The 22,520-nt window shown below is 37.7% G+C and carries 20 protein-coding genes; 12 read left to right on the forward strand and 8 right to left on the reverse strand.

Annotated features, from left to right (window positions below; translation table 11 throughout):
- Nucleotides 1-13: 13 nt before the first annotated feature.
- The 3 genes from J4Q03_RS12525 to J4Q03_RS12535 all read right to left on the reverse strand — a co-directional run bounded on the left by J4Q03_RS12525 (nt 14) and on the right by J4Q03_RS12535 (nt 3,408).
- A complete protein-coding gene (locus J4Q03_RS12525) occupies nt 14-709 on the reverse strand; it encodes a DUF3307 domain-containing protein (protein WP_426048510.1) in 696 nt (231 codons plus the stop codon).
- A gap of 2 nt (nt 710-711) precedes the next feature.
- A complete protein-coding gene (locus tag J4Q03_RS12530) occupies nt 712-1,317 on the reverse strand; it encodes a SatD family protein (RefSeq protein WP_426048511.1) in 606 nt (201 codons plus the stop codon).
- Between the two features lie 225 nt (nt 1,318-1,542).
- On the reverse strand, nt 1,543-3,408 hold the full coding sequence (locus J4Q03_RS12535) for an endonuclease (RefSeq protein WP_426048512.1): 1,866 nt from the start codon (nt 3,406-3,408) through the stop codon (nt 1,543-1,545).
- Between the two features lie 193 nt (nt 3,409-3,601).
- Between J4Q03_RS12535 and J4Q03_RS12540 the strand changes: the two genes are divergently transcribed.
- The 9 genes from J4Q03_RS12540 (at nt 3,602) to J4Q03_RS12580 (ending at nt 12,004) form a co-directional block, all read left to right on the forward strand.
- Entirely contained in the window at nt 3,602-4,741 is a 1,140-nt protein-coding gene (locus J4Q03_RS12540) for an acyl-CoA dehydrogenase family protein (protein ID WP_426048513.1), read from the forward strand.
- Nucleotides 4,742-4,757: 16 nt separating this feature from the next.
- On the forward strand, nt 4,758-5,255 hold the full coding sequence (locus J4Q03_RS12545; RefSeq protein WP_426048514.1) for a DinB family protein: 498 nt from the start codon (nt 4,758-4,760) through the stop codon (nt 5,253-5,255).
- A 192-nt stretch (nt 5,256-5,447) separates the two neighbouring features.
- Entirely contained in the window at nt 5,448-8,375 is a 2,928-nt protein-coding gene (locus J4Q03_RS12550) for a reprolysin-like metallopeptidase (RefSeq protein ID WP_426048515.1), read from the forward strand.
- Nucleotides 8,376-8,832: 457 nt separating this feature from the next.
- Nucleotides 8,833-9,546 carry a hypothetical protein gene (locus J4Q03_RS12555; protein ID WP_426048516.1) on the forward strand — a complete coding sequence of 238 codons (714 nt, stop codon included), beginning with the start codon at nt 8,833-8,835 and terminating at the stop codon, nt 9,544-9,546.
- 7 nt (nt 9,547-9,553) lie between these two features.
- Nucleotides 9,554-9,973 carry a hypothetical protein gene (locus J4Q03_RS12560; protein WP_426048517.1) on the forward strand — a complete coding sequence of 140 codons (420 nt, stop codon included), beginning with the start codon at nt 9,554-9,556 and terminating at the stop codon, nt 9,971-9,973.
- A 192-nt stretch (nt 9,974-10,165) separates the two neighbouring features.
- Nucleotides 10,166-10,633 carry a nucleoside triphosphate pyrophosphohydrolase family protein gene (locus J4Q03_RS12565; protein WP_116011702.1) on the forward strand — a complete coding sequence of 156 codons (468 nt, stop codon included), beginning with the start codon at nt 10,166-10,168 and terminating at the stop codon, nt 10,631-10,633.
- Nucleotide 10,634: 1 nt separating this feature from the next.
- Nucleotides 10,635-11,201 carry a TlpA family protein disulfide reductase gene (locus J4Q03_RS12570; protein ID WP_426048518.1) on the forward strand — a complete coding sequence of 189 codons (567 nt, stop codon included), beginning with the start codon at nt 10,635-10,637 and terminating at the stop codon, nt 11,199-11,201.
- A gap of 2 nt (nt 11,202-11,203) precedes the next feature.
- Nucleotides 11,204-11,809 (forward strand): DUF4230 domain-containing protein, encoded by a 606-nt coding sequence (locus tag J4Q03_RS12575; protein WP_426048519.1) that lies wholly within the window; start codon nt 11,204-11,206, stop codon nt 11,807-11,809.
- A gap of 12 nt (nt 11,810-11,821) precedes the next feature.
- On the forward strand, nt 11,822-12,004 hold the full coding sequence (locus J4Q03_RS12580; RefSeq protein WP_048507014.1) for a hypothetical protein: 183 nt from the start codon (nt 11,822-11,824) through the stop codon (nt 12,002-12,004).
- Between the two features lie 309 nt (nt 12,005-12,313).
- On the opposite strand, the gene leuB is transcribed toward J4Q03_RS12580, so the two are convergent.
- The 4 genes from leuB to J4Q03_RS12600 are packed head-to-tail and all read right to left on the reverse strand — an operon-like array spanning nt 12,314 to nt 16,619.
- Complete coding sequence (gene leuB, locus J4Q03_RS12585; protein WP_426048520.1) at nt 12,314-13,438, reverse strand: 3-isopropylmalate dehydrogenase; 1,125 nt, start codon at nt 13,436-13,438, stop codon at nt 12,314-12,316.
- On the reverse strand, nt 13,419-14,024 hold the full coding sequence (gene leuD / locus J4Q03_RS12590; protein WP_426048521.1) for a 3-isopropylmalate dehydratase small subunit: 606 nt from the start codon (nt 14,022-14,024) through the stop codon (nt 13,419-13,421). Before leuD ends, leuB begins: the two co-directional genes overlap by 20 nt.
- A 13-nt stretch (nt 14,025-14,037) precedes the next feature.
- Entirely contained in the window at nt 14,038-15,426 is a 1,389-nt protein-coding gene (gene leuC / locus J4Q03_RS12595; RefSeq protein ID WP_426048522.1) for a 3-isopropylmalate dehydratase large subunit, read from the reverse strand.
- Between the two features lie 29 nt (nt 15,427-15,455).
- A complete protein-coding gene (locus J4Q03_RS12600) occupies nt 15,456-16,619 on the reverse strand; it encodes a 2-isopropylmalate synthase (protein WP_426048523.1) in 1,164 nt (387 codons plus the stop codon).
- Nucleotides 16,620-16,765: 146 nt separating this feature from the next.
- Here J4Q03_RS12600 and J4Q03_RS12605 point away from each other — a divergent pair, with 146 nt between their 5' ends.
- Nucleotides 16,766-18,310 (forward strand): hypothetical protein, encoded by a 1,545-nt coding sequence (locus tag J4Q03_RS12605; RefSeq protein WP_426048524.1) that lies wholly within the window; start codon nt 16,766-16,768, stop codon nt 18,308-18,310.
- 186 nt (nt 18,311-18,496) lie between these two features.
- Here J4Q03_RS12605 and J4Q03_RS12610 read toward each other — a convergent pair whose 3' ends face one another.
- The gene (locus J4Q03_RS12610; RefSeq protein WP_426048525.1) at nt 18,497-19,465 is read right to left on the reverse strand and encodes a dipeptidase; all 969 of its coding nucleotides are present in this window, start codon (nt 19,463-19,465) and stop codon (nt 18,497-18,499) included.
- A gap of 265 nt (nt 19,466-19,730) precedes the next feature.
- Between J4Q03_RS12610 and thrS the strand changes: the two genes are divergently transcribed.
- Both thrS and infC read left to right on the forward strand, forming a co-directional pair.
- Nucleotides 19,731-21,650, forward strand: a complete 1,920-nt coding sequence (gene thrS, locus J4Q03_RS12615; protein WP_426048526.1) for a threonine--tRNA ligase — start codon at nt 19,731-19,733, stop codon at nt 21,648-21,650.
- 168 nt (nt 21,651-21,818) lie between these two features.
- On the forward strand, nt 21,819-22,319 hold the full coding sequence (gene infC, locus J4Q03_RS12620; protein ID WP_307265656.1) for a translation initiation factor IF-3: 501 nt from the start codon (nt 21,819-21,821) through the stop codon (nt 22,317-22,319).
- The last annotated feature ends 201 nt before the right edge of the window (nt 22,320-22,520 follow it).

Raw genomic sequence — 22,520 nt, forward strand, 5'->3', positions numbered from 1 at the left:
GATTTATTTTATATTACTTAATTAAAATTCCTGTTAAAACAGCCAATCCAAAACTCAGCAATGTACCAATGAGTACATATTCCGTCAGTTTTCTCTGTTTGGCCTGTGCCAGATCACTGAATCTGAAAACAGATTTGGCGGCGACCATAAACCCTACGCCTTCCCAATGGTTCACCATAATAAAAGTGAAAACCAGAAGACGCTCAAGGATTCCTATATATTTCCCTGCACTCGAGAGAGATTCGGTCTGTATACTGCTTTGTGCTTCCGGGGCCGGAGTCCAGGAAGACAATAATATTTTAATAAAAATTGAAGCCGGTGTTGTCAGAAATAAGGCAGCCATCAATACTTTCAGAAATTGCTGATTCTGCAGAAAATCAAAACTGAATTCTTTGAAATAAAAAGAGATCCCGGCAATGACAAGAATATGCAGCAACTGGTCAATGAAGAACCATCTTTTCTTATTCTTTACAGTCTGAAAAATAAGTTTTGAGGCATCAATTATAAAATGGGTGATCCCGACAAGCAATGAAACCCACCAAAGATCTGTATTCCAGAGAAAAACAAAGCTTAAAACAGTATGAATCAGAACATGAAGATACAGATACGGGCTTTTCAGCTTACGGCGTTCCTTATCTGCAACCCAGGAATTTGGCTGAAGAATAAAATCTCCGAGTAAATGTGCCAATATGAGTTGAGTAAAGATCATGCTTACAGTTCTGAGATTTTCTTTCTAAAATATTGATTAGTTTCTACGATCAGTTCGTAGTTGGCGCGTTTCAGTCTCTGGCTTACCGAGGACTGTGAAATAGCAAACTTTCTGGCGAGATCTTCCTGTGTGATATCCTGGTTCATGATCATTTCATGAATGATCTCTGCCGTAGCTACGGTCCAGTTGTCGAAATCTTTTGAAGACCATTTCAGAAGGATATTCAGATCCCTGTCTACGGCTTCGTTTGAGGTTTTTATAGAAACGGTGTGGCCGTCACTTTTAAGGTCGTTCAGCAGTCTTCCGGAATGTACATATGCCGTTCCGTTGGATTCGGTGATCTTCTCAGAGGAAAAGTTCTCTTCACCAATTCCTATGGCAATCCGTACATCTAAATTTTCCTGGCTTCTTATAAGAGACTTAATGGCTAGAAAACGCCAGAACACTTCATCAATACTACACTTGAACTGAAACTCGTCTCCTCTGTAGATTTCCCATGCGAGCGGTGAACTTCCCCAGTTTTCCAGGAGATTCTTGAGTCTGGTAATCCAAACTTCTGTGTCTGCATGCTGTGAATTTATAATATCACCGGTTATGACCGCTATCATTGTGCAAATATAAGCATAATTACTTATAAATAAAAAATATAAGCAGAAACCCTTATAGATATTGATTATTAGTGAATCTGCTTATATCAATGATGCTTTAAACAGCAACTTTAATCCGTATATTCTATGTCATTGCGAGCACAGCGAAGCAATCTCATAGAAATATTTTTCAACTGTATTTAATAAGAAGACTGCTTCGCTGCACTCGCATGACGGGTGAATTTTTTATTTTTTAATGAACTGATACGCCTTATCATCAAGTTTTAAGAAATATAATCCTGCTGAAAGGTGCTGTACGGAAATATTTTTCTTTGTTCTGAACGGATCATTTTCTGTATAAATCACTTTTCCTGAAAGATCCAATACCTGCGCCGTTTTAATATCCTGAGTTTCTCCGCTTACGAAAAGATGATCATTAACAGGATTCGGGTAGATTTTAAACTCTTTGTTTGAAGCAGTCAGATCAATTGCAGATAAGGTTCCACCTAGATTCTGACAGTAATTAACAGGATAAGAATCCCATTCACCAACAGTGAAGGTAGTTGTGGGCTGGTTTACCGTAGCCTTTCTGTAAAGAGAAATATCTCCGTATGAATTACTTACAAACTTACTTCCTATAGCATCAACTGTTGTCGATTTATAAGCCAGCTCTACATATTGGGTACCTGCAAAAGTTAAGGCATCACCTGCTGTAAGAAAATGTGCATCATTATTGGTATAACATGATAATGCAGATTTAGGATTCAGAATAACGAAATTTTGATTGTTGGGTATTTTTCCTTCAAGTTCAAAACTGTTACCATAATAATAAGAATCATATACACTATTGTAGTATTGCACTCTTATGCTGTAATGGTTTAAATCTACTTCATGACCGGTTCTGTTTACAATTTCCAGAGCTTTGTTATTCCCTGTTCCTTCTATATATTTAACGATAAAGAGATCTTTAGAATTGGTGTCTGCGGCTGATGTGGATACCGTAATTAAATTACTGTCAGAAGATTGCAGATAACCCTGGTCATAAGCTTTTACCGTAAATGAATAAGAAGTAGAAGGCGTCAGATGATCAATAACTATAGACGTAGATTTTGTAGTGGCTACAAGAAGGCCATTCTGATAAATATTATATCCGATAACATCTGAACTCGTACTTGGTGACCATGCTAAATGGGTATAGTAAGCTCCGGATTGAATGGAGTTCAAATTTAAAGGGGCCTGGGGCGTAATAGCGTCAGGTGTCTGCAACCAAATAGAATTCACCCATTGTGGGTTATCAATAAAAGGATTTCTGTTTTTCTGAATGGTATAAATGGCATTATTCCGGTCTGTTTCCCTTTGAGATACAGGATCCTGGAGATGCCATTGAACAAGCATCGAAATATAAGCAGGGTCAAAAGCCCGTTCTGCAGTTCCATCAAAAGGAGATCGGTCTATCGCGGGGTTAATATTCGTTGAGTAATTAAATGAAGGCAGCTTATTTTCATATCTTACCGCAAAATAAAGCAGCATTCTTGCAATATCTCCTTTGAATTCATCCACAGGCTCATAAACCCTGTTTGTATAAATGTAACCGGGAATAGCGCTATTGGCAATTTTGGATGAGTTTGTAAATGTATAATGAACCGTGGAATTCCCAACACCATAAGGATAATTATTTCTAAGCTGATTGATTCTTGCATCGGTAGGGATCACAAAATGCAAATCTGAATACATCGGATAATTACTGTTAAATGTACTTTGCGGCACAACATGTTCCCTGTTGTAGCCTAATCCTTCAGTACCTGAAGTACTTATTAAGTTTGCCGATGTATACTCATAAGCATCAGGCCCGGTAGGGATCTCCGAATAAATATCCAGTAGAACGGTCGTATTAGACGGTCCATGATCATAATATTTATCTAAATCTGTCTGATTATACAGATTAGGTAAATCACCATAATGCCAGTTAATATTCTTCTCAGAAGTAATATCATGCAGCTTAGACTTCAGTGCATAGCCTGTAAGTCCGGTTGTTCCGTCGTAATATCCTGCCGGAGCCTGGGCAGAAAAAAATGACGAGATTAGAATAATAGGTAGTAAAACTTTTTTCATTCCTTAAAAATTGGGTGGCTAAAATAGTAAATTAGAACCCTTAAAGTTCTGAAAATTTTATTAAGAAATCATTAATTATAAAAATATAAAAAATTGATTATTAAAAAATTGCGTGTACAGTCTTATGAGCTAAATAATTATTTTTGGCTTTCCGTCAATTTAATTATCTTTGGGAACTAACTATTTTATCTATATGAACACAGAGACTATTGACAACATTAAAATGATAGCAGAAACGGCAAGAGAGTTTGCTGAGAAAAATATCAGACCGAATATTATGGAATGGGACGAGAGCCAGACATTTCCGAAAGACTTATTTCACCAGTTAGGAGAAATGGGATTTATGGGGATTGTTGTTCCTGAGCAGTATGGAGGTTCCGGTTTAGGTTATCATGAATATGTTACTATTCTGGATGAGATCTCTCAGGTAGACCCGTCTATTGGCCTTTCTGTGGCTGCACATAATTCACTTTGTACCAATCATATCTATGAGTTTGGAAATGAAGAGCAGAGAAACAAATGGCTTCCGCAGCTTGCTTCAGGAAAAGTAATTGGAGCATGGGGATTAACAGAGCATAACACAGGTTCTGATTCAGGAGGTATGTCTACTACTGCTGTAAAAGATGGTGATGACTGGATCATCAACGGTGCTAAGAACTTCATCACTCACGCTATTTCGGGAGATATTGCTGTAGCAATGACAAGAACAGGTGAAATAGGAGCCAAAAACAACTCTACTGCTTTCGTGTTAGAAAAAGGAATGCCAGGTTTTTCTTCAGGAAAGAAAGAAAACAAGCTGGGAATGCGTGCTTCGGAGACCGCTGAGCTTATCTTTGACAGTGTTCGTGTACCGGATTCGCACCGTTTAGGAGAAGTAGGTGAAGGATTCAAGCAGGCTATGAAAATTCTGGACGGAGGTAGAATTTCTATCGCAGCTTTAAGTTTAGGAACAGCAAGAGGAGCTTATAAAGCGGCTTTAAAATATGCTAAAGAAAGACATCAGTTCGGAAAAGCAATCGCTGAATTCCAGGCTATCAATTTTATGCTGGCTGATATGGCTACTGAAATTGATGCTGCAGAACTTTTGATCCAGAGAGCCTCAACACTGAAAAATGCCAAGCAAAAGATGACCAAAGAAGGAGCAATGGCAAAATTGTATGCTTCCGAAGCTTGTGTGAGAATTTCTAACAATGCGGTTCAGATTTTCGGAGGTTACGGATATACAAAAGACTTCCCTGCTGAAAAATTCTACAGAGACTCTAAATTATGCACCATTGGTGAAGGAACCTCAGAGATCCAGAGAATGGTCATCGGAAGAGACATTACAAAATAATTTTAAAATCACACAAATGATTAAGCAGGCTCTTTTAGGTGAATTTCTGCATGAAGCAGAAAACACGAGAAAAATTTTAAAAGCAATTCCTGACACTGCCTTAAACTGGCAGCCGTCTGAGAAAAACTGGACAACAGGACAGCTTGCTTCCCATATTGCTGAAGTGTATAATTGGTATGAATCTACCTTTAATCAGGATGTTTTCGATATGGGAACCTACCAGTATGATAAGGGAGATATTTCTAAAGCCGATAATATTGTGGCAAAATTCGAAGAAAATGTTGCCAGAGCTCAGAAAGTTTTGGAAAATTCTGATGAAAGCACTTATTTTAATGAGTGGAGAATGGAAATGAACGGAAATGTTATTTTCCCTCCCGCTCAGAAAATACAGGTAATCAGAGGGTTTTTGTATAATCATCTGTATCATCACAGAGGAGAACTTGTGGTTTACCTAAGATCAACAGGAAACAAAGTTCCGGGACTTTACGGACCTACTGCTGATGATAAAATGTAATTGAGAATTATTATATCAATAACTGAATAGCATACGTATTTTACGTATGCTATTTTCTTTTTTTGAGATAATATATTTTCAATGTATCGCATAATAATTTAAACACATATTCAAAAATTTTCTTAAATAGTTTTGATTTTCATAACATATTTTTTATTAGCTTTGATATTCCACAATCAAAATAATTAATTTATGAAAAAAAAATTATCCATGATTGGAATGCTACTCATTACGGGCATTTCTTTCGCGCAGACTGACCGTCTCTGGAGTGAAGGTTCAAAAAAAGCACCTTCAGAAATTTTTGAAAACAAAACCTCAATTAACAATCCGAAAATCTATAGTTTAGATTTCGAAGGATTAAAAAATGCTCTCGCCAGAGCTCCCAAAAGACTGGCTCCGGGAGAAAAGTCAGAAATTATCATTTCTTTTCCTAATTCTGAAGGAAAGATGGAAAATTTTAAAGTGAGAGAAAATTCAAACTTTGACCCTCAGCTTGCCGCGAAATATCCGGATATTAAATCTTACGTAGGTGAAGGTCTCACCGATTCCAACTCAACAGTGTATTTCAGTATTTCTTCGCTTGGTCTTTCCTCTATGGAGATCTATGGCGACAAATCTGCCGTTTTTATTGAGCCTTATGCCAAAGATCTTTCTTCGTATGTAGTCTACAGAAAGTCTGACAAAAAAGATGATCTCAATAAATTCGAATGTACCGTTATCGATGTGGCGCAAAAAGGAGTGTCCAATACCCTTGCTGCAAGACCGAACGCAGATGATGCCAAACTGAGAACATTCAGACTTGCTCTTTCAACTACCGGAGAATACACTACTTATTTTGGAGGAACTAAAGCAAATGCTCTTGCTGCCATTAATAACACAATGACCCGTGTAAATGGAGTTTTTGAAAAAGATTTTGCCGCAAGAATGGTTCTTATTTCCAACAATGATGCTGTCATTTATACCAACGCCTCTACAGACCCCTATTCTGCGGCATCAGGAATGAGCAGCTGGAATTCCCAGCTTCAAAGTACACTGACCTCTGTGATCGGAGAAGCCAATTATGATGTAGGGCATTTATTCGGAGCTTCCGGAGGAGGCGGAAATGCAGGCTGTATCGGCTGTATCTGTACAAACGGTTCAAAAGGAAGCGGGTACACTTCTCCGGCAGATGCTATTCCTTCAGGTGATAATTTTGACATTGATTATGTAGCCCACGAATTGGGACATCAGTTCGGAGGTAATCATACTTTCTCTCACGGTAACGAAGGCACTGGCGTAAATATGGAGCCTGGCTCAGGATCAACTATTATGGGTTATGCAGGAATTACCGGTCAGGACGTGCAGCCGCATTCGGATGCCTTTTTCCATGCTGTAAGTATCCAGCAGATCACCAATAATATCAAAGCTAAAACATGCCCGGTAAGTACAGCAACAGGAAATGCTATTCCTACAGCGAATGCCGGTCTTGATTATACTATTCCGAAAGGCACACCATTCGTGCTTACAGGAACGGGAACCGATGCTAACGGAGATTCATTAACTTACATTTGGGAACAGATGGATAATGCATCATCATCCCAAACCGGAGCCAGCTCTGCAGCGAGTGCTACCAAAGCATCAGGGCCTACTTTCAGATCATGGACCCCTACGGCTTCTCCAACGAGGTATTTTCCAAGAATGGCATCCATCTTAACAGGAGGTACCACTACTGCAGGTTCAGAAATTACAGTGGAAGCATTATCCAATGTAGCAAGATCTTTAAATTTCAGATTTACTGTTCGTGATAACAGAGCCGGAGGTTCAGGAAATAATTCTGATGATGCTCTGATCACTGTAAATGGAACGGCAGGACCTTTCAGTGTTTCATCACAGAATTCAGCGACTACTTATTCAGGAGGAAGCTCACAAACCGTTACATGGAATGTAGCAGGAACAACAGCCAACGGAGTGAATGCTGCCAACGTAGATATCTTATGGTCAACAGACAGCGGGAATACCTGGACTACCCTTCTTGCCGGAACTCCGAACGACGGAACCCAGGCGGTAACCATTCCGAATTCATCTACCACAACGGGAAGAATTATGGTAAAAGGGTCAAACCATATTTTCTTCGATGTAAATAACGCGAATATCACTGTAAATGCAGGTTCAGGAGGAACAGATACGGTAGCACCTACAGCTCCTACCCTTGCAGCTTCAGGAACTACTTCTACTACAACCAATCTTTCATGGAGCGGAGCAACAGATAATGTAGCGGTTACAGGTTACGATGTTTATCAAGGTGCTTCACTGATCGGCTCTACAGCATCTACAACCTATACGGTAACAAGCTTAACGCCTTCTACAACGTACAGCTTTAGTGTTAAATCTAAAGATGCAGCAGGAAATGTATCGCCTTCAAGCAATACAGTAAGTGTTACAACACTTTCCGGAGGTACGGTGACTTACTGTACAGCTTCTGCAACGAATACAGCAGATGAAAGAATCGGAAATGTGAAATTTGGAACCATTAACAATACGTCAACCGGAACTGCAGGATATGAAAACTTCACTTCTGTTTCTACCAATGTAACAAGAGGAAGTGCTTATACCATCTCAGTAACTCCAACATGGACATCAACGGTTTACAGCGAAGCTTATGCAGTGTATATCGATTATAACGGCGACGGTGACTTTACAGACAGCGGAGAATTAGCATGGTCTAAAGCAGGCTCTACCACTACTCCTGCAACAGGAAGTATTACTATTCCTGCAACTGCTGCAATAGGTTCTACAAGAATGAGAGTCATGATGAAATACAGCTCTGCACCTACTTCTTCATGTGGATCTTATACTTACGGCCAGGTTGAAGACTATACTCTTAATATCGTTTCTTCAGGAAGAGGAGAACTTCTTGACACCAAAGATCTGATCACTGATATCAGAGTGTATCCAAACCCTGTAAAAGATATATTACATATTTCAAATACAACATCAGAGGATTATAAGATCTTCGATATGGGTGGAAAACTAATCAATTCAGGAAAACTGGAAAGAGGCAGTGCGAATGTAAGCGGACTTATTAAAGGAGCTTATATGATCCAGGTTGGAGAAGCTGCCAAGAGATTCATTAAAAATTAATAACCATTATTAAGTAAACACTATGAAGACTGCCTTACCGGCAGTCTTTTTTTATTGGAAATAATCATCGATTCCTGATTGTTTATGCTCTAATGATATTTATACTAAATGTAATTAGATTATTTATTTTATGATCAAATCAATTCATAATGTTTTATTGTTAAAAAATTAATTAATATTTAAAATTTTTGCTTTAAATTTATCACTCAAATTATTCTTTCATTGTATCGTTGCCCTAATCAGTATTGGAAATAAATCCGGGACAGGATTCTTGGCTGATGGTGATACAATTGATTCTCTTTCTCAAGAATACCACGTCTACACTGTCAAGCCATGTCAGGTTACAGAAATATCTTTCCATATCAGCAGAAAAGACAGTCTTATCTCATGCCATAAATTATATAAAAAAATAACAGAATTTCTGCACTATTAAAAACTAAACCATTAAACTTTTATTATGAAACATTTATTTAAGTACATCTTTTTTCTCACAACTGTTTTATTTTCAGCATCATGCAGCTCGGATAATGATGAGATTGATAACCCAACGGGAGCCGTTACTCACGTATTCTATAAAAATGCGGATGAGTTTGCTTTAACCTATGACACAGCCGGAACCGTAAGCCAGGCCATCAGAAACCAGGCGTTTGACTTATATAAACTGGGGAAATGGAGCGAACTGGAAGCTCTCTTTAATGCGAATAATCTCAACGGCGGCTGGCCGCCTGCTAACGGTGGATATAATATCGTTGATGATGTTCCGTTTCAGGCGGGGCAAAAATTCGACCGATATAGCGGGGCCATCGGGAATTATGACGGAAATGGGAATCCAACTTTAGGAGGAAGTTTCACCAGTCCGATAATCAACGGATATGTTTATACTTTTTCACAAAGAGCTTTAAACCAGCCTGAAAACAAATATGATTTCTATTATGAAATAGATGTTCTGAATAATTTATTACCTTTCAAGTCTCAAACGGCTGATGTAATTCCATGGTTTAATCAGATGGGCGGTGGAAAACAGACGATGTGGAAAATTCCGATTGATGTGGCAACAGGGTATCAGAAAACATGGAATAAACTGGCACAGGAAGGCTATGTGAAAATCACCATCAAAAAAAGCCCAAGCGGAAAGTACAATAACCTGGTAGGAACCGTTATTCAGCAATAATAAACAGATGTATTCAATATCAAAAAAAATTAAAATCAGCAAGCAGGCCTCTATTGTCAAGAATCATTTCATCAATGATGAAATAATCCCGTCTGCTGCAACAAAATTCACCTGCTGCGATTGCGGCCATCAAAATACCATTGAAATTTTCCCGTATGAAACCGGATTTCCGATCTTCCAGATCTATAATGAAGATAAAGTTTTATCCAAAAATGAATTATTAAAAAACAAAATTGTTACCGAAACTTCACAAAGAATGGCCCATTTTGGAGATGTAACGGTACATGATTTACCGACCTTATATTTTGGTGCCGATTGCCGGGTTTGTCATTCAAAATATATCTGTGTATTCAGCTATGGCGAAAAACAACCGGGCCTGACAGTCTTAAATATCTCAGGCATCTGGAAATATGAGGAGTTGGAATAATATTTTCTTACCGTTTTTAAGATCAATCAGAAAGATTTAAAGAATAAAACAATCCACAGATTAATCTGTGGATTGTTAGTGAAAACATGTTTGCAGCCAACGATTATTTAACTTTTTATCAGAACAGATATCTAATGGGTATTACAAATTTTCCAAAATCGTTTTCTATCTTTGCGGTAAATAATAAAATTCATGGATAAAATTGACAGTCTGAACCAAGTAGCAGAATTCCACACCACTTTTAAAGCCCCTATTTTAGATACACCACAAATTCCTTCCCAGGAAAGATGCAACCTCAGAGTTGAACTTCTTCAGGAAGAATTAAATGAATTAAAGCAGGCTATTGCTGATAATGATATTGTAGAAATAGCTGATGCCCTTTGTGATCTTCAATATGTTTTAAGCGGAGCTGTACTGGAATTCGGACTTGGCAATAAATTTGTAGAGCTATTCAACGAGGTACAGCGTTCCAATATGTCCAAAGCATGCGATACTGCAGAGCAGGCAGAGGAAACTGTAGCATTTTATAAAGAAAAAGAGGTAGAATCTTTTTATGAAAAATCAGGAGAGAAGTTTAACGTCTACAGAAAAGCAGATCATAAAGTTCTTAAGAATAAATACTACTCCCCTGCAGATTTAAAAACAATTATCGAAAAATAATATGAAAAAATTTATTACCAATATTGTTGCCGTTTCAAGCTTTGTTCTGGCTTCCCAGCAGTTCAGCGCTCAAAAAGTGGTAATGAACCGCGAGGTAGATACTCAGAACGATGGTAAAATGCTTTTGGGGAACCAGTACAAAGAGCAGTTCTTAAAGGCTCCTTATGCAGACTGGTATGTGAAAGAGCATGACGAATATGCTATTGATCAGAAAGCGGTCAGCGAACTAAAGAAAGCTAAGTTCAATACTTATTCTCTTGTTGTTTTTATTGGAACATGGTGTGAAGACAGTCACAGAGATTTTCCAAGACTGATGAAGATTCTTGAGGAATTAAAATATCCGGATAATAAGCTGACCATCATTGCCGTTAACCGCAAGAAGGAATCTCCCACCGGAGACGAGGTCCGTTATAACATCCAGAAAGTTCCCACCATTATTGTTGAGAGATATGGGAAAGAGATCGGAAGGATCATAGAAATGCCTAAAACAGGTTATATTGAAAGAGACCTGGCTGAAATCCTGAAAAAAGACGACAGTTCTGTAATCAAAGAAATTTTTAACAAATAAAATTGAGAAACTACAAAGTAATCATATCATTTGCAGCGGGAATTCTCGTTATGCTGATCCTGTTTTTCGGAATTAAGTCATGCTTTAATCTTAGTGAAAAAACGGAGAAGTCGGATTATTATATCCTGACCAACCAGATTTCCAAGATGAACAAAATGGTGGTCATGGAACAGAATGTATCCAGCATGCAGAAAACCAAGATGGGCTATGAAGTGTTTGGGAAAGAGGTGTCAAACAACAGTATTATTACTTACACTAAAACCAATGCACAGGTTTCTTATGATCTTAATAAGATGAAGATAGAAGTGGATTCTATCAACAAAAAACTCGTTATTACTGAACTTCCTGATGCAGAAATTAGAATTACTCCAAGCGTTGAGATCCAGTCGCTGGACGATTCTTTTTTCAACAGGATCTCTGAAAAAGATATTAAAAATGTGACGCAGAAAGCTAAGGAAACTGCTGCTCAGTCTATTAATCAGAACCAACTGAGAACGGAAGGGCGCAAACAATTAATGGAAAATCTTAATAATATTTTCGTTTTGGCAAAAGCTTTGGATTATACCATAGAAGATGAAACCGGCAAGCTCGGTGTTTTAGGACTCTAAAAATGTAAAGCTATGGATTCAAAAGACAACAAAAAGAAAGAATCTGCCAACAGTGCAGAAACAAAGAAACAGAATCAGGATTTTCAAAATATCCCTGCTTCATCAGAAAAAAGCAATCCACCTGATATTGATAAAGAAGATATTCAGAAGTCTTCCAAAAACAAATCGGGAAAAACGGACAACACTAAAAAATAAACCAAAAGGTTCTGCTCACTTGAGTGGAACCTTTTTTATTGAAATTTTTTTAACCACAAAAGGCACAAAAGTTTGTTTTTAACACTTTAGTTATTTTAAGGTTAATACATTGCGCATACAAGTACACTTAAGTTATAATGAAATCTTTGATTTTTATGTTTACTTAATATTTTCAGGATATAAAACTTTTGTGACTTTTGTACCTTAAAAGCATCTTTTTTTAATATTAAGCAGATAGCAAACGAAAGATTCCACCCCAATGGGACAGAATCTTTCTAACTAATCTATTATTATGTGAACCATGTATAACTATACTATTGTAGATTTTCCGATCTTGATATTTTCAAAATTATAATAGGATTTCTCAGAATATTTAATGTAGTCTGCAATAAAACTTCCTACCTCACCTGTAGAATAATGCTGCTCAGCATTAAGGTCTACTGTAACATATCTGTTCTCAATAGCATGCTCCACTGCCCTTCTTAACTTATCAGCAGCTTCAGGAAGATCAAGATAATCAAGCATCATGGCTGTGCTCAGGATAGAGGCCACAGGATTGGCAATGCCTTTTCCTTTCGCCTGCGGATAAGAACCATGTATAGGCTCAAACAGCGCATTTTCTTCACCAATAGATGCTGATGGTAAAAGCCCGATAGAACCGCCGATAACGCTGGCTTCATCGGAAATAATATCTCCGAACATATTTTCGGTCAGAATAACATCAAACTGTTTGGGATTCAGGACCAGCTGCATGGCAGCATTGTCAACAAATATATAATCCAGCTGCACATCAGGATATTGAGAGGCAATTTTCTGACAGGTCTTTCTCCAAAGTCTCGAAGTATCCAAAACATTAGCTTTGTCAATTAATGTAAGTTTCTTTTTTCTTTTTTCAGCTTCTTTAAAAGCCATATGGGCAATGGGAATAATATCCTCTGTGCTGTATTGACAGACATCATAGGCATATTTCCCATCCGGATCTGTATATTTTTCACCAAAATAAATACCGCTCACAAGCTCTCTGAAAATCTGAATATCCGTTCCCTCAATAATCTCTCTTTTCAAAGGACTTTTATCAATCAGTGAGGCATAGGTTTTCAAAGGTCTGATATTGGCATACAATCCCAGTTCTTTACGGAGTTTTAACAGCCCTTGCTCGGGACGAATTTTCGCCTCAGGATTGTTGTCGAAAACCGGATCTCCAATCGCTCCAAAAAGAACGGCATCCGAATCTTTGCAGATCTTTAATGTTTCTTCCGGAAGAGGATCGCCAGTTTTAAAAATGGCTTCAGCACCCATTAATCCGTAGGAATACTGAAATTTACATTTAAAGACCTCTGCTACAGCATCCAATACTTTAATACTTTCACTGACCACTTCCGGCCCAATCCCGTCGCCGGGAAGAACTGCTATTTTAAAATAACTGTTGCTCATACTTTTGTGTTTTTAGTTCAAATTGTTTTATCACTTGTTTTTTACTGATTAAAAAATCAATATCGTCATAGCCATTGATGAGGCATATTTTTTTATAAGAATCAAGTTCAAAAGTTTCTGTTTTTCCATTAAAACTGATGGTTTGTCCTTCTACATCTACAGCAATTTCCAAACCAGGATTTTCCGTAATATTTGTTAGAATATCTTTCAAAAACTCTTCAGAAACTTTGACAGGAAGAAGTCCGTTGTTCAGGGCATTTCCTTTAAAAATATCGGCGAAATAGCTGGAGACAATTACTTTAAAGCCATAATCCGTCAAAGACCAGGCGGCATGCTCCCTGCTGCTTCCACACCCGAAATTATTCCCTGCCACTAAGATCTCACCTCTGTATTTAGTATTGTTTAATACAAAATCAGGATTAGGTTCTCCTGTATGGGCATTAAATCTCCAGTCCCTGAACAGATTTTCACCAAATCCTTTTCTGTCGATACTTTTAAGGAATCTGGCAGGAATGATCTGGTCTGTGTCTATATTTTCCGCAGGTAACGGTACGGCAGTTGATTGTATATATGTTAATTTTTGCATGGTATAAGTCTGTTTAGTTTAAGCTTTCAAAAGCTGAAATTCTTCCTTCTATAGCTGCTTTGGCTGCAGTGAGCGGACTGGCCAGGATAGTTCTGGCCCCTTGTCCCTGTCTTCCTTCAAAATTTCTGTTTGAAGTTGAAACACAGTATTCTCCTTCAGGAATTTTATCATCATTCATTGCCAGGCAGGCTGAACAACCGGGCTGGCGGATCTGGAATCCCGCATCGTTGAAAATTTTATCCAACCCTTCTTCATAGATCTGCTTTACAACCTGTTGGGAACCGGGAACAATTAATGCCTGTACATTTTCGGACTTATTTTTCCCTTTAATATACGCTGCTGCTGAACGGAAATCTTCTATTCTTGCATTGGTGCAGCTGCCAATAAATACATGATGTACTTTAATGCCTGAAATTTCCTGTCCGGCTTTGAATCCCATATATTTCAAAGCTTTTTCTTCAGATTCATTCTGAGGAACAGGAATGGTTTCATTGACTGAAATTCCCATCCCCGGGTTGGTTCCGTAAGTAATCATCGGGAAAATATCCGAAGCCTCGAATGTCAGTTCTTTGTCAAAAGCAGCGCCTTCATCCGTTTTTAAAGTTTTCCAATAGGCCAGTTTATCTGTCCATTCTTCTCCTTCAGGCGAAAATGTCTTTCCTTTTACATAGTCAAAAGTGGTTTGATCCGGTGCGATCATTCCGCCCCGGGCTCCCATTTCAATACTCATATTGCATACGGTCATTCTTCCTTCCATCGACATTTCTTCAAAAACATTTCCTGCATATTCACAGAAATATCCTGTTCCCCCATCGGTCCCGATTTTGGAAATAATATAAAGGATGACATCTTTTGCCTGCACATTATCATTGAGTTTGCCATTCACTGTGATCCGCATTGATTTCGGCTTATTGAGCAGCAGGCACTGGCTAGCAAAAACCTGGGCAACCTGGCTGGTGCCTATACCGAAAGCAATAGCACCAAAAGCACCATGGGTAGAGGTATGACTGTCGCCACATACAATACTCATCCCCGGTTGGGTGATTCCCAGTTCCGGAGCTATGATATGGACAATTCCCTGGTACTGATGTCCCAATCCGAATAATTCGATATTATTTTTCTTACAGTTCTCGGTGAGCTGTTCTACCTGGTTTCTGGACAGTTCATCCCTGATAGGCTGTTCCTGGTTGAGGGTCGGAACATTATGATCTGCTGTCGCTACAATCTGCTTCGGTCTGAAAACTTCAAGATTTCTGGCTTCAAGTTCTGCAAAGGCCTGAGGACTGGTTACCTCATGGATCAGATGTTTATCTATATAAATAATTTGAGGTCCGTCGGGAATAGTTTCCACCACGTGGGCATCCCAGACTTTGTCAAAAAGTGTCTTTTTATTGTTGTCCATTTTCAATTTCCTTGATTTTTAAATCAATACTATCCTATTTTTCTGCTGCAAGTTTCCATGATCATATACAGATCATCATTTTTAACTTCTTTCTTCCGGTCGGCGATTTTTAAAAATTCCTGGTACAGAAAGTCAAGTTCATTTTTAGTGATCTCATAACCAATATTTTTGAATCTGTAGGCCAATGCAGAACGTCCGCTTCTCGCTGTAAGAATAATGGATGATGCATTGACACCAACTTCTGCAGGATCTATAATTTCATAGGTTTCACGGTTTTTAATAACCCCATCCTGATGGATTCCTGAGCTGTGCGCAAAAGCGTTGGCACCTACAATAGCTTTATTCGGCTGTACGGGCATTCCCATCAAATCTGAAACCATTAGGCTCATTTCATTAAGCATTGTTGAATTGATATCTGTATGGAAATTCAGGTCCTTATGCTGTTTTAAAATCATGACCACTTCCTCTAAAGCCGTATTTCCGGCTCTTTCTCCCAAACCGTTGATTGTACATTCAATCTGGCGGGCCCCGTTGATGACTCCGGCAATTGAATTGGCTGTAGCAAGGCCTAAATCGTTGTGACAATGGCACGACAGAATTGCTTTTTCAATACCTTTTACATTCTCTTTCAGATATTTTATTTTTTGACCGTATTCTTCGGGAAGACAATACCCTGTTGTATCAGGAATATTCAAAACAGTAGCTCCCGCCTTAATTACTTCTTCACAGACTCTTGCCAGGTAGGCATTGTCCGTTCTCCCCGCGTCTTCTGCATAAAATTCTACATCTTCTACATATCTTTTGGCATATTTTACGGCCTCTGAGGCTCTTTCAAGAATATCCTCCCGGTTTGAATTGAATTTATATTTAATATGAGAATCGGAAGTTCCGATCCCTGTATGAATACGGGGTCTTTTTGCATATTTCAATGCTTCGGCAGCCGTATCAATATCTTTTTTATTAGCTCTTGTCAGTCCGCAGACTTTGGCATTTTTTACCAGTTTTGAAATTTCTGAAACAGATTCAAAATCTCCGGGGCTTGAAATCGGAAATCCGGCCTCAATTACGTCAATCCCTAGCTTATCGAGCCTTTCTGCTATAATCAGTTTTTGTTTTGTATTCAGTTTACATCCGGGAACCTGTTCCCCATCCCTCAGCGTCGTATCAAAAATTTCGATTTTTTCGGAATTCATAATGAAGTTTTTTACTTAATTTTGATCAAAACTACTGCTTACAATATTTTTACATTTTCATATGTACTGAAAATTACAATATTCAACAGTTGGCAAAATGATTATATTTACCTAATAATCAAATATTTAAATTTTATAAATTTACAATGGCAGAATTGCAGAAAGATTTTTTGTTTGTACTGATTAAGTCATTAACCACATCTGAAAAGCGTCAGTTCAGGCTGTATGTGAACCGTCTCGGAATTAATGTTGATGCTAAATTTCTGCTCCTTTTTTCGGAACTGGATAAGATGAAGGAATATGATGAGCAGATCATTATTGAGAAAAAAATTTCTACCAAACAGCAGCTTTCCAACCTGAAAGCCCATCTTTATAAGCAGATTCTTGTAAGCCTCCGTATGAATCCAAGTCATCAGAACTACAGGATACAACTCCGGGAACAGCTGGATTTTGCAAATATTCTATATCAAAAAGGGCTTTATAAACAGGCTTTGAAAATATTGGATAAAACTAAACAGTCTGCCCTGGAACTGGATGAGAAAAGTATTGCTTCAGAAATTATTGATCTTGAAAAAGTAATTGAATCACAGTTTATTACAAGAAGTATTGAAGGACGTGCGGATGAATTGATCAAACAGTCTACAGAAATCAGCAAGCAGAATCATTATGCAACGGAACTTTCTAATCTGTCGCTGAAATTATACAGTGAAATGCTGACGCACGGGTATGTGAAAAATGATACGGACAGGGAAAAAGTATTGAATCTTTTCAATGAGCAAATTCAGAATATAAAACTTCAAAAACTGAATTTTACAGAGAAATTGTGGTATTTTAAAGCCCACGTCTGGAAAAACCAATTGCTGCAGGACTATAAATATACCCTGAAATATGCCCATCAGTGGGTCGATCTTTTTCACAAAAACCCGGAGATGATCATCAGCCATCCGGTTTGGTACATCAAAGGAAACACTTATCTGCTGAAGATTTTATTCCTGTACGGAAATATAGATATTCTGGAAGAGCATTTTGAGAATTTCAATACCATGGTTAATTCTCAGAATTTTACCCAGAATGAGAATCTGCAGGCTTTAATTTTTCTGACCCATTACAATACTTTAATGAATATTCATTTTGTAAAAGGTGAGTTTTTTACCGGAACAAAACTGATTCCTGAAATTGAACTGAAGATGGAGAGGCTCAGGGAAAAGATTGATGAACATCACTTTATGATCCTCTATCTGAAGATGGCCGCGATGTTTTTCGGAAGCAAAAAGTTTAAAAAATCTATTGAATATGCCATGAAGGTTGTCGAGTGTAAAGGAAATGTCCAGGAGGATCTTCTTTTCCATACCCGCATCCTTATCCTGATGGCCAAATATGAATCCGGAAATGATGAAGATTATGATGAATTTATCAATTCCACTTTAAAATTTGCCCGTAAAATGAAAAAACCGGAAGCGTTTCATTTTGAAAGCATTCAGTTCTTTAAAAACATTAACAATATGGTTTTAAACAAGCAGCAGGAATCATTCAAAGCTTTTGATGAAATACTGGAAGAATTTTCCAAGAACGAATATTACAGAAGGTCCTTACTGTATATTGATATTCATGGCTGGGTAAAATCAAAGATAAAAAATGTGGATGTCATAGAGATTATCAAGCAGAAAGTAAGGTATAAAAGAAAGAATTAAAATCCGGTTGGGGGCTTAGGAAACTTCAGTCACCAATGGTTTTTTCGTGCTTTTGATCAAGATTTCATTCGTTGATTATTGTAGATGTTGGCTTCGGGAGCCTCAGCCAACATGATGTGATCCTTCATTGAATATTTCAACGAATAACTGAAATTGGTGGCTGAGGAACCCGAAGCCGCCATATTTCTATATTCTTTCTATAAAATCCAATGCATTTTTATAACTGATTTTTTCCATGATTTCAGAAGAGAAATCCTTTTCAATTCTATTATTGATAGAATTAAAAGCGGATGCATCGTCATATCCTTCAAAGAAAAAAGGAAAACGGGATTTATCCGGATGGTCTTTACAATAGAAGAAGTCTGCACCGTAGGCAATGGCATCTTCTGCTCCTAAATCAAGTCCATACTGAATATGTTCATACAATTTTTCAGGATTTGTTTCATGAACGCAATTTCGGATAAAATTAAGTCCGATCAGGCCTTTTCTCTTAATTATTTCTTGTGCCAGTTCGTCCGGAAGGTTTCTGTTTTTATCCTGAATATTGCGGTAGTTGGAGTGGCTTGCCAGAATAGGAATACTATAGTTCTTTTGGTCAATATAATTGAGGATACCGTAGGCCAACTGGTCGCTTGTATGGGAGAAATCGATGGCGATTTTTTTGTCAGCGATATAATCAATCAGGATTTTTCCATCCTCTTTCAATCCTGCTTCAGAATTATTCCCGCCGCCAAAACGGTTTTCGGTATGGTGGGTAATTCCCAGATAAAGAATTTTCTGGGTCTTCTCGATAATTGTTTCCAGATTTCTAAACCCGGATTCCAAAGTATCCTCTTCTCCGCAAAAGCCGGATGCATTCTCAATAGATGCAATAACTCCCACCCTGTTTTCATTCTCAGGATTTTTATAGTTTTCACTGTTAAATAAGAAAAAGTTTTCATTTTTCAACAGATTAGAAAACAGTTCACTCTGCCTGGCTCCATAGACTGTACTATTAGCTTCTGTAGCTGAATAAATGGCCATTACCTGGAGTTTAACATTGCCTTTTTGTAAATAAGGAAGCGAGCAACCCAATTCTTTATCATCAATTGTTGAACCCGCTTTTAATAAATAGCATAACAAGTCGCAGTGCAGGTCAATAGTAAAGTTTTTCATATCATCGTACATATTATCATTTCTTTTTCTTTGGTTTGCTATAAATTTACAGCACACAAAACTCATTTCCACAGCGTTATTACTGCAAAATACCGAAAATTCCAGGGTGCTTTTCTATGAAAAATTTAGGTTGAGAATGAGTACATTTAAAATAACGGATCTAAATTTGAAGATTCAACAGCAATTCTTATTTCAAATATACTTTAAAAATAGCATATTATTTAAAAAATGCGTATTTTTGCAACTTAAAATTTCTTAGTAAACAATGATAAAAATTACACTTCCAGACAATAGTGTCAAAGAATTCGAAGGAGAAGTTACTCCTTTAGATGTGGCAAAATCTATAAGCGAGGGATTGGCTAGAAATACCATCTCCGCAGTTGTAAACGGCAAACAAGTAGAAACGACCACACCTATAACCACGGATTCAACGGTACAATTGTTGACATGGAATGATGATCTTGGAAAGAAGGCGTTCTGGCATTCTTCTGCCCACCTGTTGGCGCAGGCTATCCTTGAATTTTATCCTGATGCTAAGCTAACGATAGGACCTGCCATTGAAAGCGGATTCTATTATGATGTGGATTTCGGGGACGAGAGTTTATCTGAAAAGGATTTTGAGAAGATTGAAAAGAAAGTTTTGGAAAACGCCAAGAAAGGTTCAACATTCTCTTTATATCCTGTTTCTAAAGAAGAAGCATTAAAAACATATGCAGATAACCCTTACAAAGTAGAACTTATCTCTAATCTTAATGATGGAGAGATTACTTTTGTAACGCACGATGATTTCACGGATTTATGCCGTGGAGGCCATATTCCCAATACAAGTATTGTAAAAGCTGTTAAGATTTTAAATGCAGCCGGAGCTTACTGGAGAGGAAATGAAAAAAATCCTCAATTAACAAGAGTTTATGGTATTTCTTTCCCAAAACAGAAAGAGCTTACTGAATATCTTGAAAGATTGGAAGAGGCCAAAAGAAGAGACCACAGAAAACTGGGTAAGGAACTTGGCATTTTTGCATTCTCTGAAAAAGTGGGTGCGGGTCTTCCGTTATGGTTGCCAAAAGGTACTGCTTTAAGAAGAAAGCTGGAGAATTTCCTTTCTGATGCTCAGAAAAAAGGAGGTTACGAGTTCGTCATGTCGCCGCATATCGGGTCAAAAGAACTGTATGTAACTTCCGGACACTGGGATAAATATGGTGCAGACAGCTTCCAGCCGATCAAAACTCCAAATGAAGGAGAAGAATTTATGCTGAAGCCTATGAACTGCCCTCACCACTGTGAAATCTACAAAACTTCACAATGGAGCTACAGGGATCTTCCGAAGAGATATGCAGAATTCGGGACCGTTTACAGATATGAGCAGAGCGGAGAGCTTCACGGACTGACCAGAGTTCGTGGATTTACTCAGGATGATGCCCACCTTTTCTGTACTCCGGATCAGCTTTCAGAAGAATTTGAAAAAGTAATTGATTTAACGCTTTATGTGTTCAAATCATTAGGATTTGAAGATTTTGTAACTCAGGTATCCTTAAGAGATCCTGATAACAGAGAAAAATATATCGGTTCCGATGAAAATTGGGAAAAGGCCGAAAACGCAATCATCAATGCCGCAGAGAAAAAAGGTTTGAAAACGATTGTAGAATATGGTGAAGCTGCATTCTACGGTCCGAAACTGGACTTCATGGTAAAAGATGCTTTAGGAAGAAAATGGCAGCTGGGAACTATCCAGGTGGATTATAACTTGCCGGAAAGATTTGATCTTCACTATATCGGAAACGATAATGAGAAGCACAGACCGGTAATGATTCACAGAGCACCATTCGGTTCTATGGAACGTTTTATTGCGATCCTTTTAGAGAATACTGCAGGTGATTTCCCGTTATGGCTAAGCCCTGATCAGTTCATTATTCTGCCGATCAGTGAAAAATATGTAGATTATGCAAAAAAAGTTTCACAATTTTTAGAAAATCACGATATTAGCGGTCTGATTGACGACAGAAATGAGAAGACAGGTAAAAAGATCCGTGATGCAGAATTGAAGAAGATTCCATTCATGCTGGTTGTAGGTGAAAATGAGGAGAATGACGGCACTATTTCTGTAAGAAGACGTGGCGAAGGTGATCTTGGAGTCATGAATATGGAAGATTTTGTTTCTTACTTTAAAAAAGAAGCAACAATCTAAGGAACATTTAAATATTAAAGAATTTAAAGATTGAAAAATTTGAAACGAATATTAATCTTTTTAAATGTTCAATTAAAATTAGTTATTAACCAATAAAATTATAATACAATAGCACAAAGATTTAACAACAGGGGCCCACAGAGACGTCCTGTACAGGAGGACTTACACTTGATCAACGATAAAATTCGTGTGAGAGAGCTTCGTTTAGTGGGCGATAACGTAGAGCCGGGAATTTTTCCAATTGATAAGGCAAGACAGCTTGCCATTGAACAGGAATTAGACTTGGTCGTAATTTCAGATAAGGCCGAACCTTTCATTGCAAGGATATTAGACTATAAAAAGTTTTTATACGAGCAAAAGAAAAAGCAGAAAGAACTTAAAGCCAAGCAAATAAAAGTGGTGGTAAAGGAGATCCGTTTCGGACCTCAGACTGACGACCATGATTATGAATTTAAGAAGAAACATGCTGAAAAATTCCTTGAAGAAGGTTCTAAATTGAAGACTTACGTTTTTTTTAAGGGTCGTTCCATTATCTTTAAAGACCAGGGAGAAATTTTGCTTCTAAAACTTGCTCAGGAATTGGAGCACGTTGGAAAAGTGGATCAGCTTCCAAAGCTTGAAGGAAAAAGAATGATTATGATGATGAGTCCTAAAAAACCAGCTAAATAGTTTTAACAGACTGAATGGTCTGTTTTCTATCATATAAAAACCTCAAAGCAATTTGAGGTTTTTTTATATTAAAGTTGTCTAGTCCTGAAATATCGATACACAAAAAAAGAATCGTTATGGAAGAACATTTAGAAACCGCGTACATCAAACGTACACAGAGAGATTACAATTTAAGTTTAAAGCTTCAAATTGTAAGAGAAA

It is taken from the genome of Chryseobacterium sp. NFX27 (assembly GCF_049887855.1).
Classification (GTDB): domain Bacteria; phylum Bacteroidota; class Bacteroidia; order Flavobacteriales; family Weeksellaceae; genus Chryseobacterium.

What these genes read in the sequence shown, in the direction of transcription:
- leuD (WP_426048521.1), bottom strand. Translation starts at nt 14,024, where the DNA reads ATGCAAAAATTAACATATATACAATCAACTGCCGTACCGTTACCTGCG.
- J4Q03_RS12605 (WP_426048524.1), top strand. Translation starts at nt 16,766, where the DNA reads ATGGCAGAATTGCAGAAAGATTTTTTGTTTGTACTGATTAAGTCATTA.
- J4Q03_RS12555 (WP_426048516.1), top strand. Translation starts at nt 8,833, where the DNA reads ATGAAACATTTATTTAAGTACATCTTTTTTCTCACAACTGTTTTATTT.
- J4Q03_RS12560 (WP_426048517.1), top strand. Translation starts at nt 9,554, where the DNA reads ATGTATTCAATATCAAAAAAAATTAAAATCAGCAAGCAGGCCTCTATT.
- J4Q03_RS12530 (WP_426048511.1), bottom strand. Translation starts at nt 1,317, where the DNA reads ATGATAGCGGTCATAACCGGTGATATTATAAATTCACAGCATGCAGAC.
- J4Q03_RS12535 (WP_426048512.1), bottom strand. Translation starts at nt 3,408, where the DNA reads ATGAAAAAAGTTTTACTACCTATTATTCTAATCTCGTCATTTTTTTCT.
- J4Q03_RS12610 (WP_426048525.1), bottom strand. Translation starts at nt 19,465, where the DNA reads ATGAAAAACTTTACTATTGACCTGCACTGCGACTTGTTATGCTATTTA.
- J4Q03_RS12545 (WP_426048514.1), top strand. Translation starts at nt 4,758, where the DNA reads ATGATTAAGCAGGCTCTTTTAGGTGAATTTCTGCATGAAGCAGAAAAC.
- J4Q03_RS12565 (WP_116011702.1), top strand. Translation starts at nt 10,166, where the DNA reads ATGGATAAAATTGACAGTCTGAACCAAGTAGCAGAATTCCACACCACT.
- thrS (WP_426048526.1), top strand. Translation starts at nt 19,731, where the DNA reads ATGATAAAAATTACACTTCCAGACAATAGTGTCAAAGAATTCGAAGGA.
- J4Q03_RS12540 (WP_426048513.1), top strand. Translation starts at nt 3,602, where the DNA reads ATGAACACAGAGACTATTGACAACATTAAAATGATAGCAGAAACGGCA.
- J4Q03_RS12580 (WP_048507014.1), top strand. Translation starts at nt 11,822, where the DNA reads ATGGATTCAAAAGACAACAAAAAGAAAGAATCTGCCAACAGTGCAGAA.
- leuB (WP_426048520.1), bottom strand. Translation starts at nt 13,438, where the DNA reads ATGAGCAACAGTTATTTTAAAATAGCAGTTCTTCCCGGCGACGGGATT.
- J4Q03_RS12525 (WP_426048510.1), bottom strand. Translation starts at nt 709, where the DNA reads ATGATCTTTACTCAACTCATATTGGCACATTTACTCGGAGATTTTATT.
- J4Q03_RS12550 (WP_426048515.1), top strand. Translation starts at nt 5,448, where the DNA reads ATGAAAAAAAAATTATCCATGATTGGAATGCTACTCATTACGGGCATT.
- leuC (WP_426048522.1), bottom strand. Translation starts at nt 15,426, where the DNA reads ATGGACAACAATAAAAAGACACTTTTTGACAAAGTCTGGGATGCCCAC.
- J4Q03_RS12600 (WP_426048523.1), bottom strand. Translation starts at nt 16,619, where the DNA reads ATGAATTCCGAAAAAATCGAAATTTTTGATACGACGCTGAGGGATGGG.
- J4Q03_RS12570 (WP_426048518.1), top strand. Translation starts at nt 10,635, where the DNA reads ATGAAAAAATTTATTACCAATATTGTTGCCGTTTCAAGCTTTGTTCTG.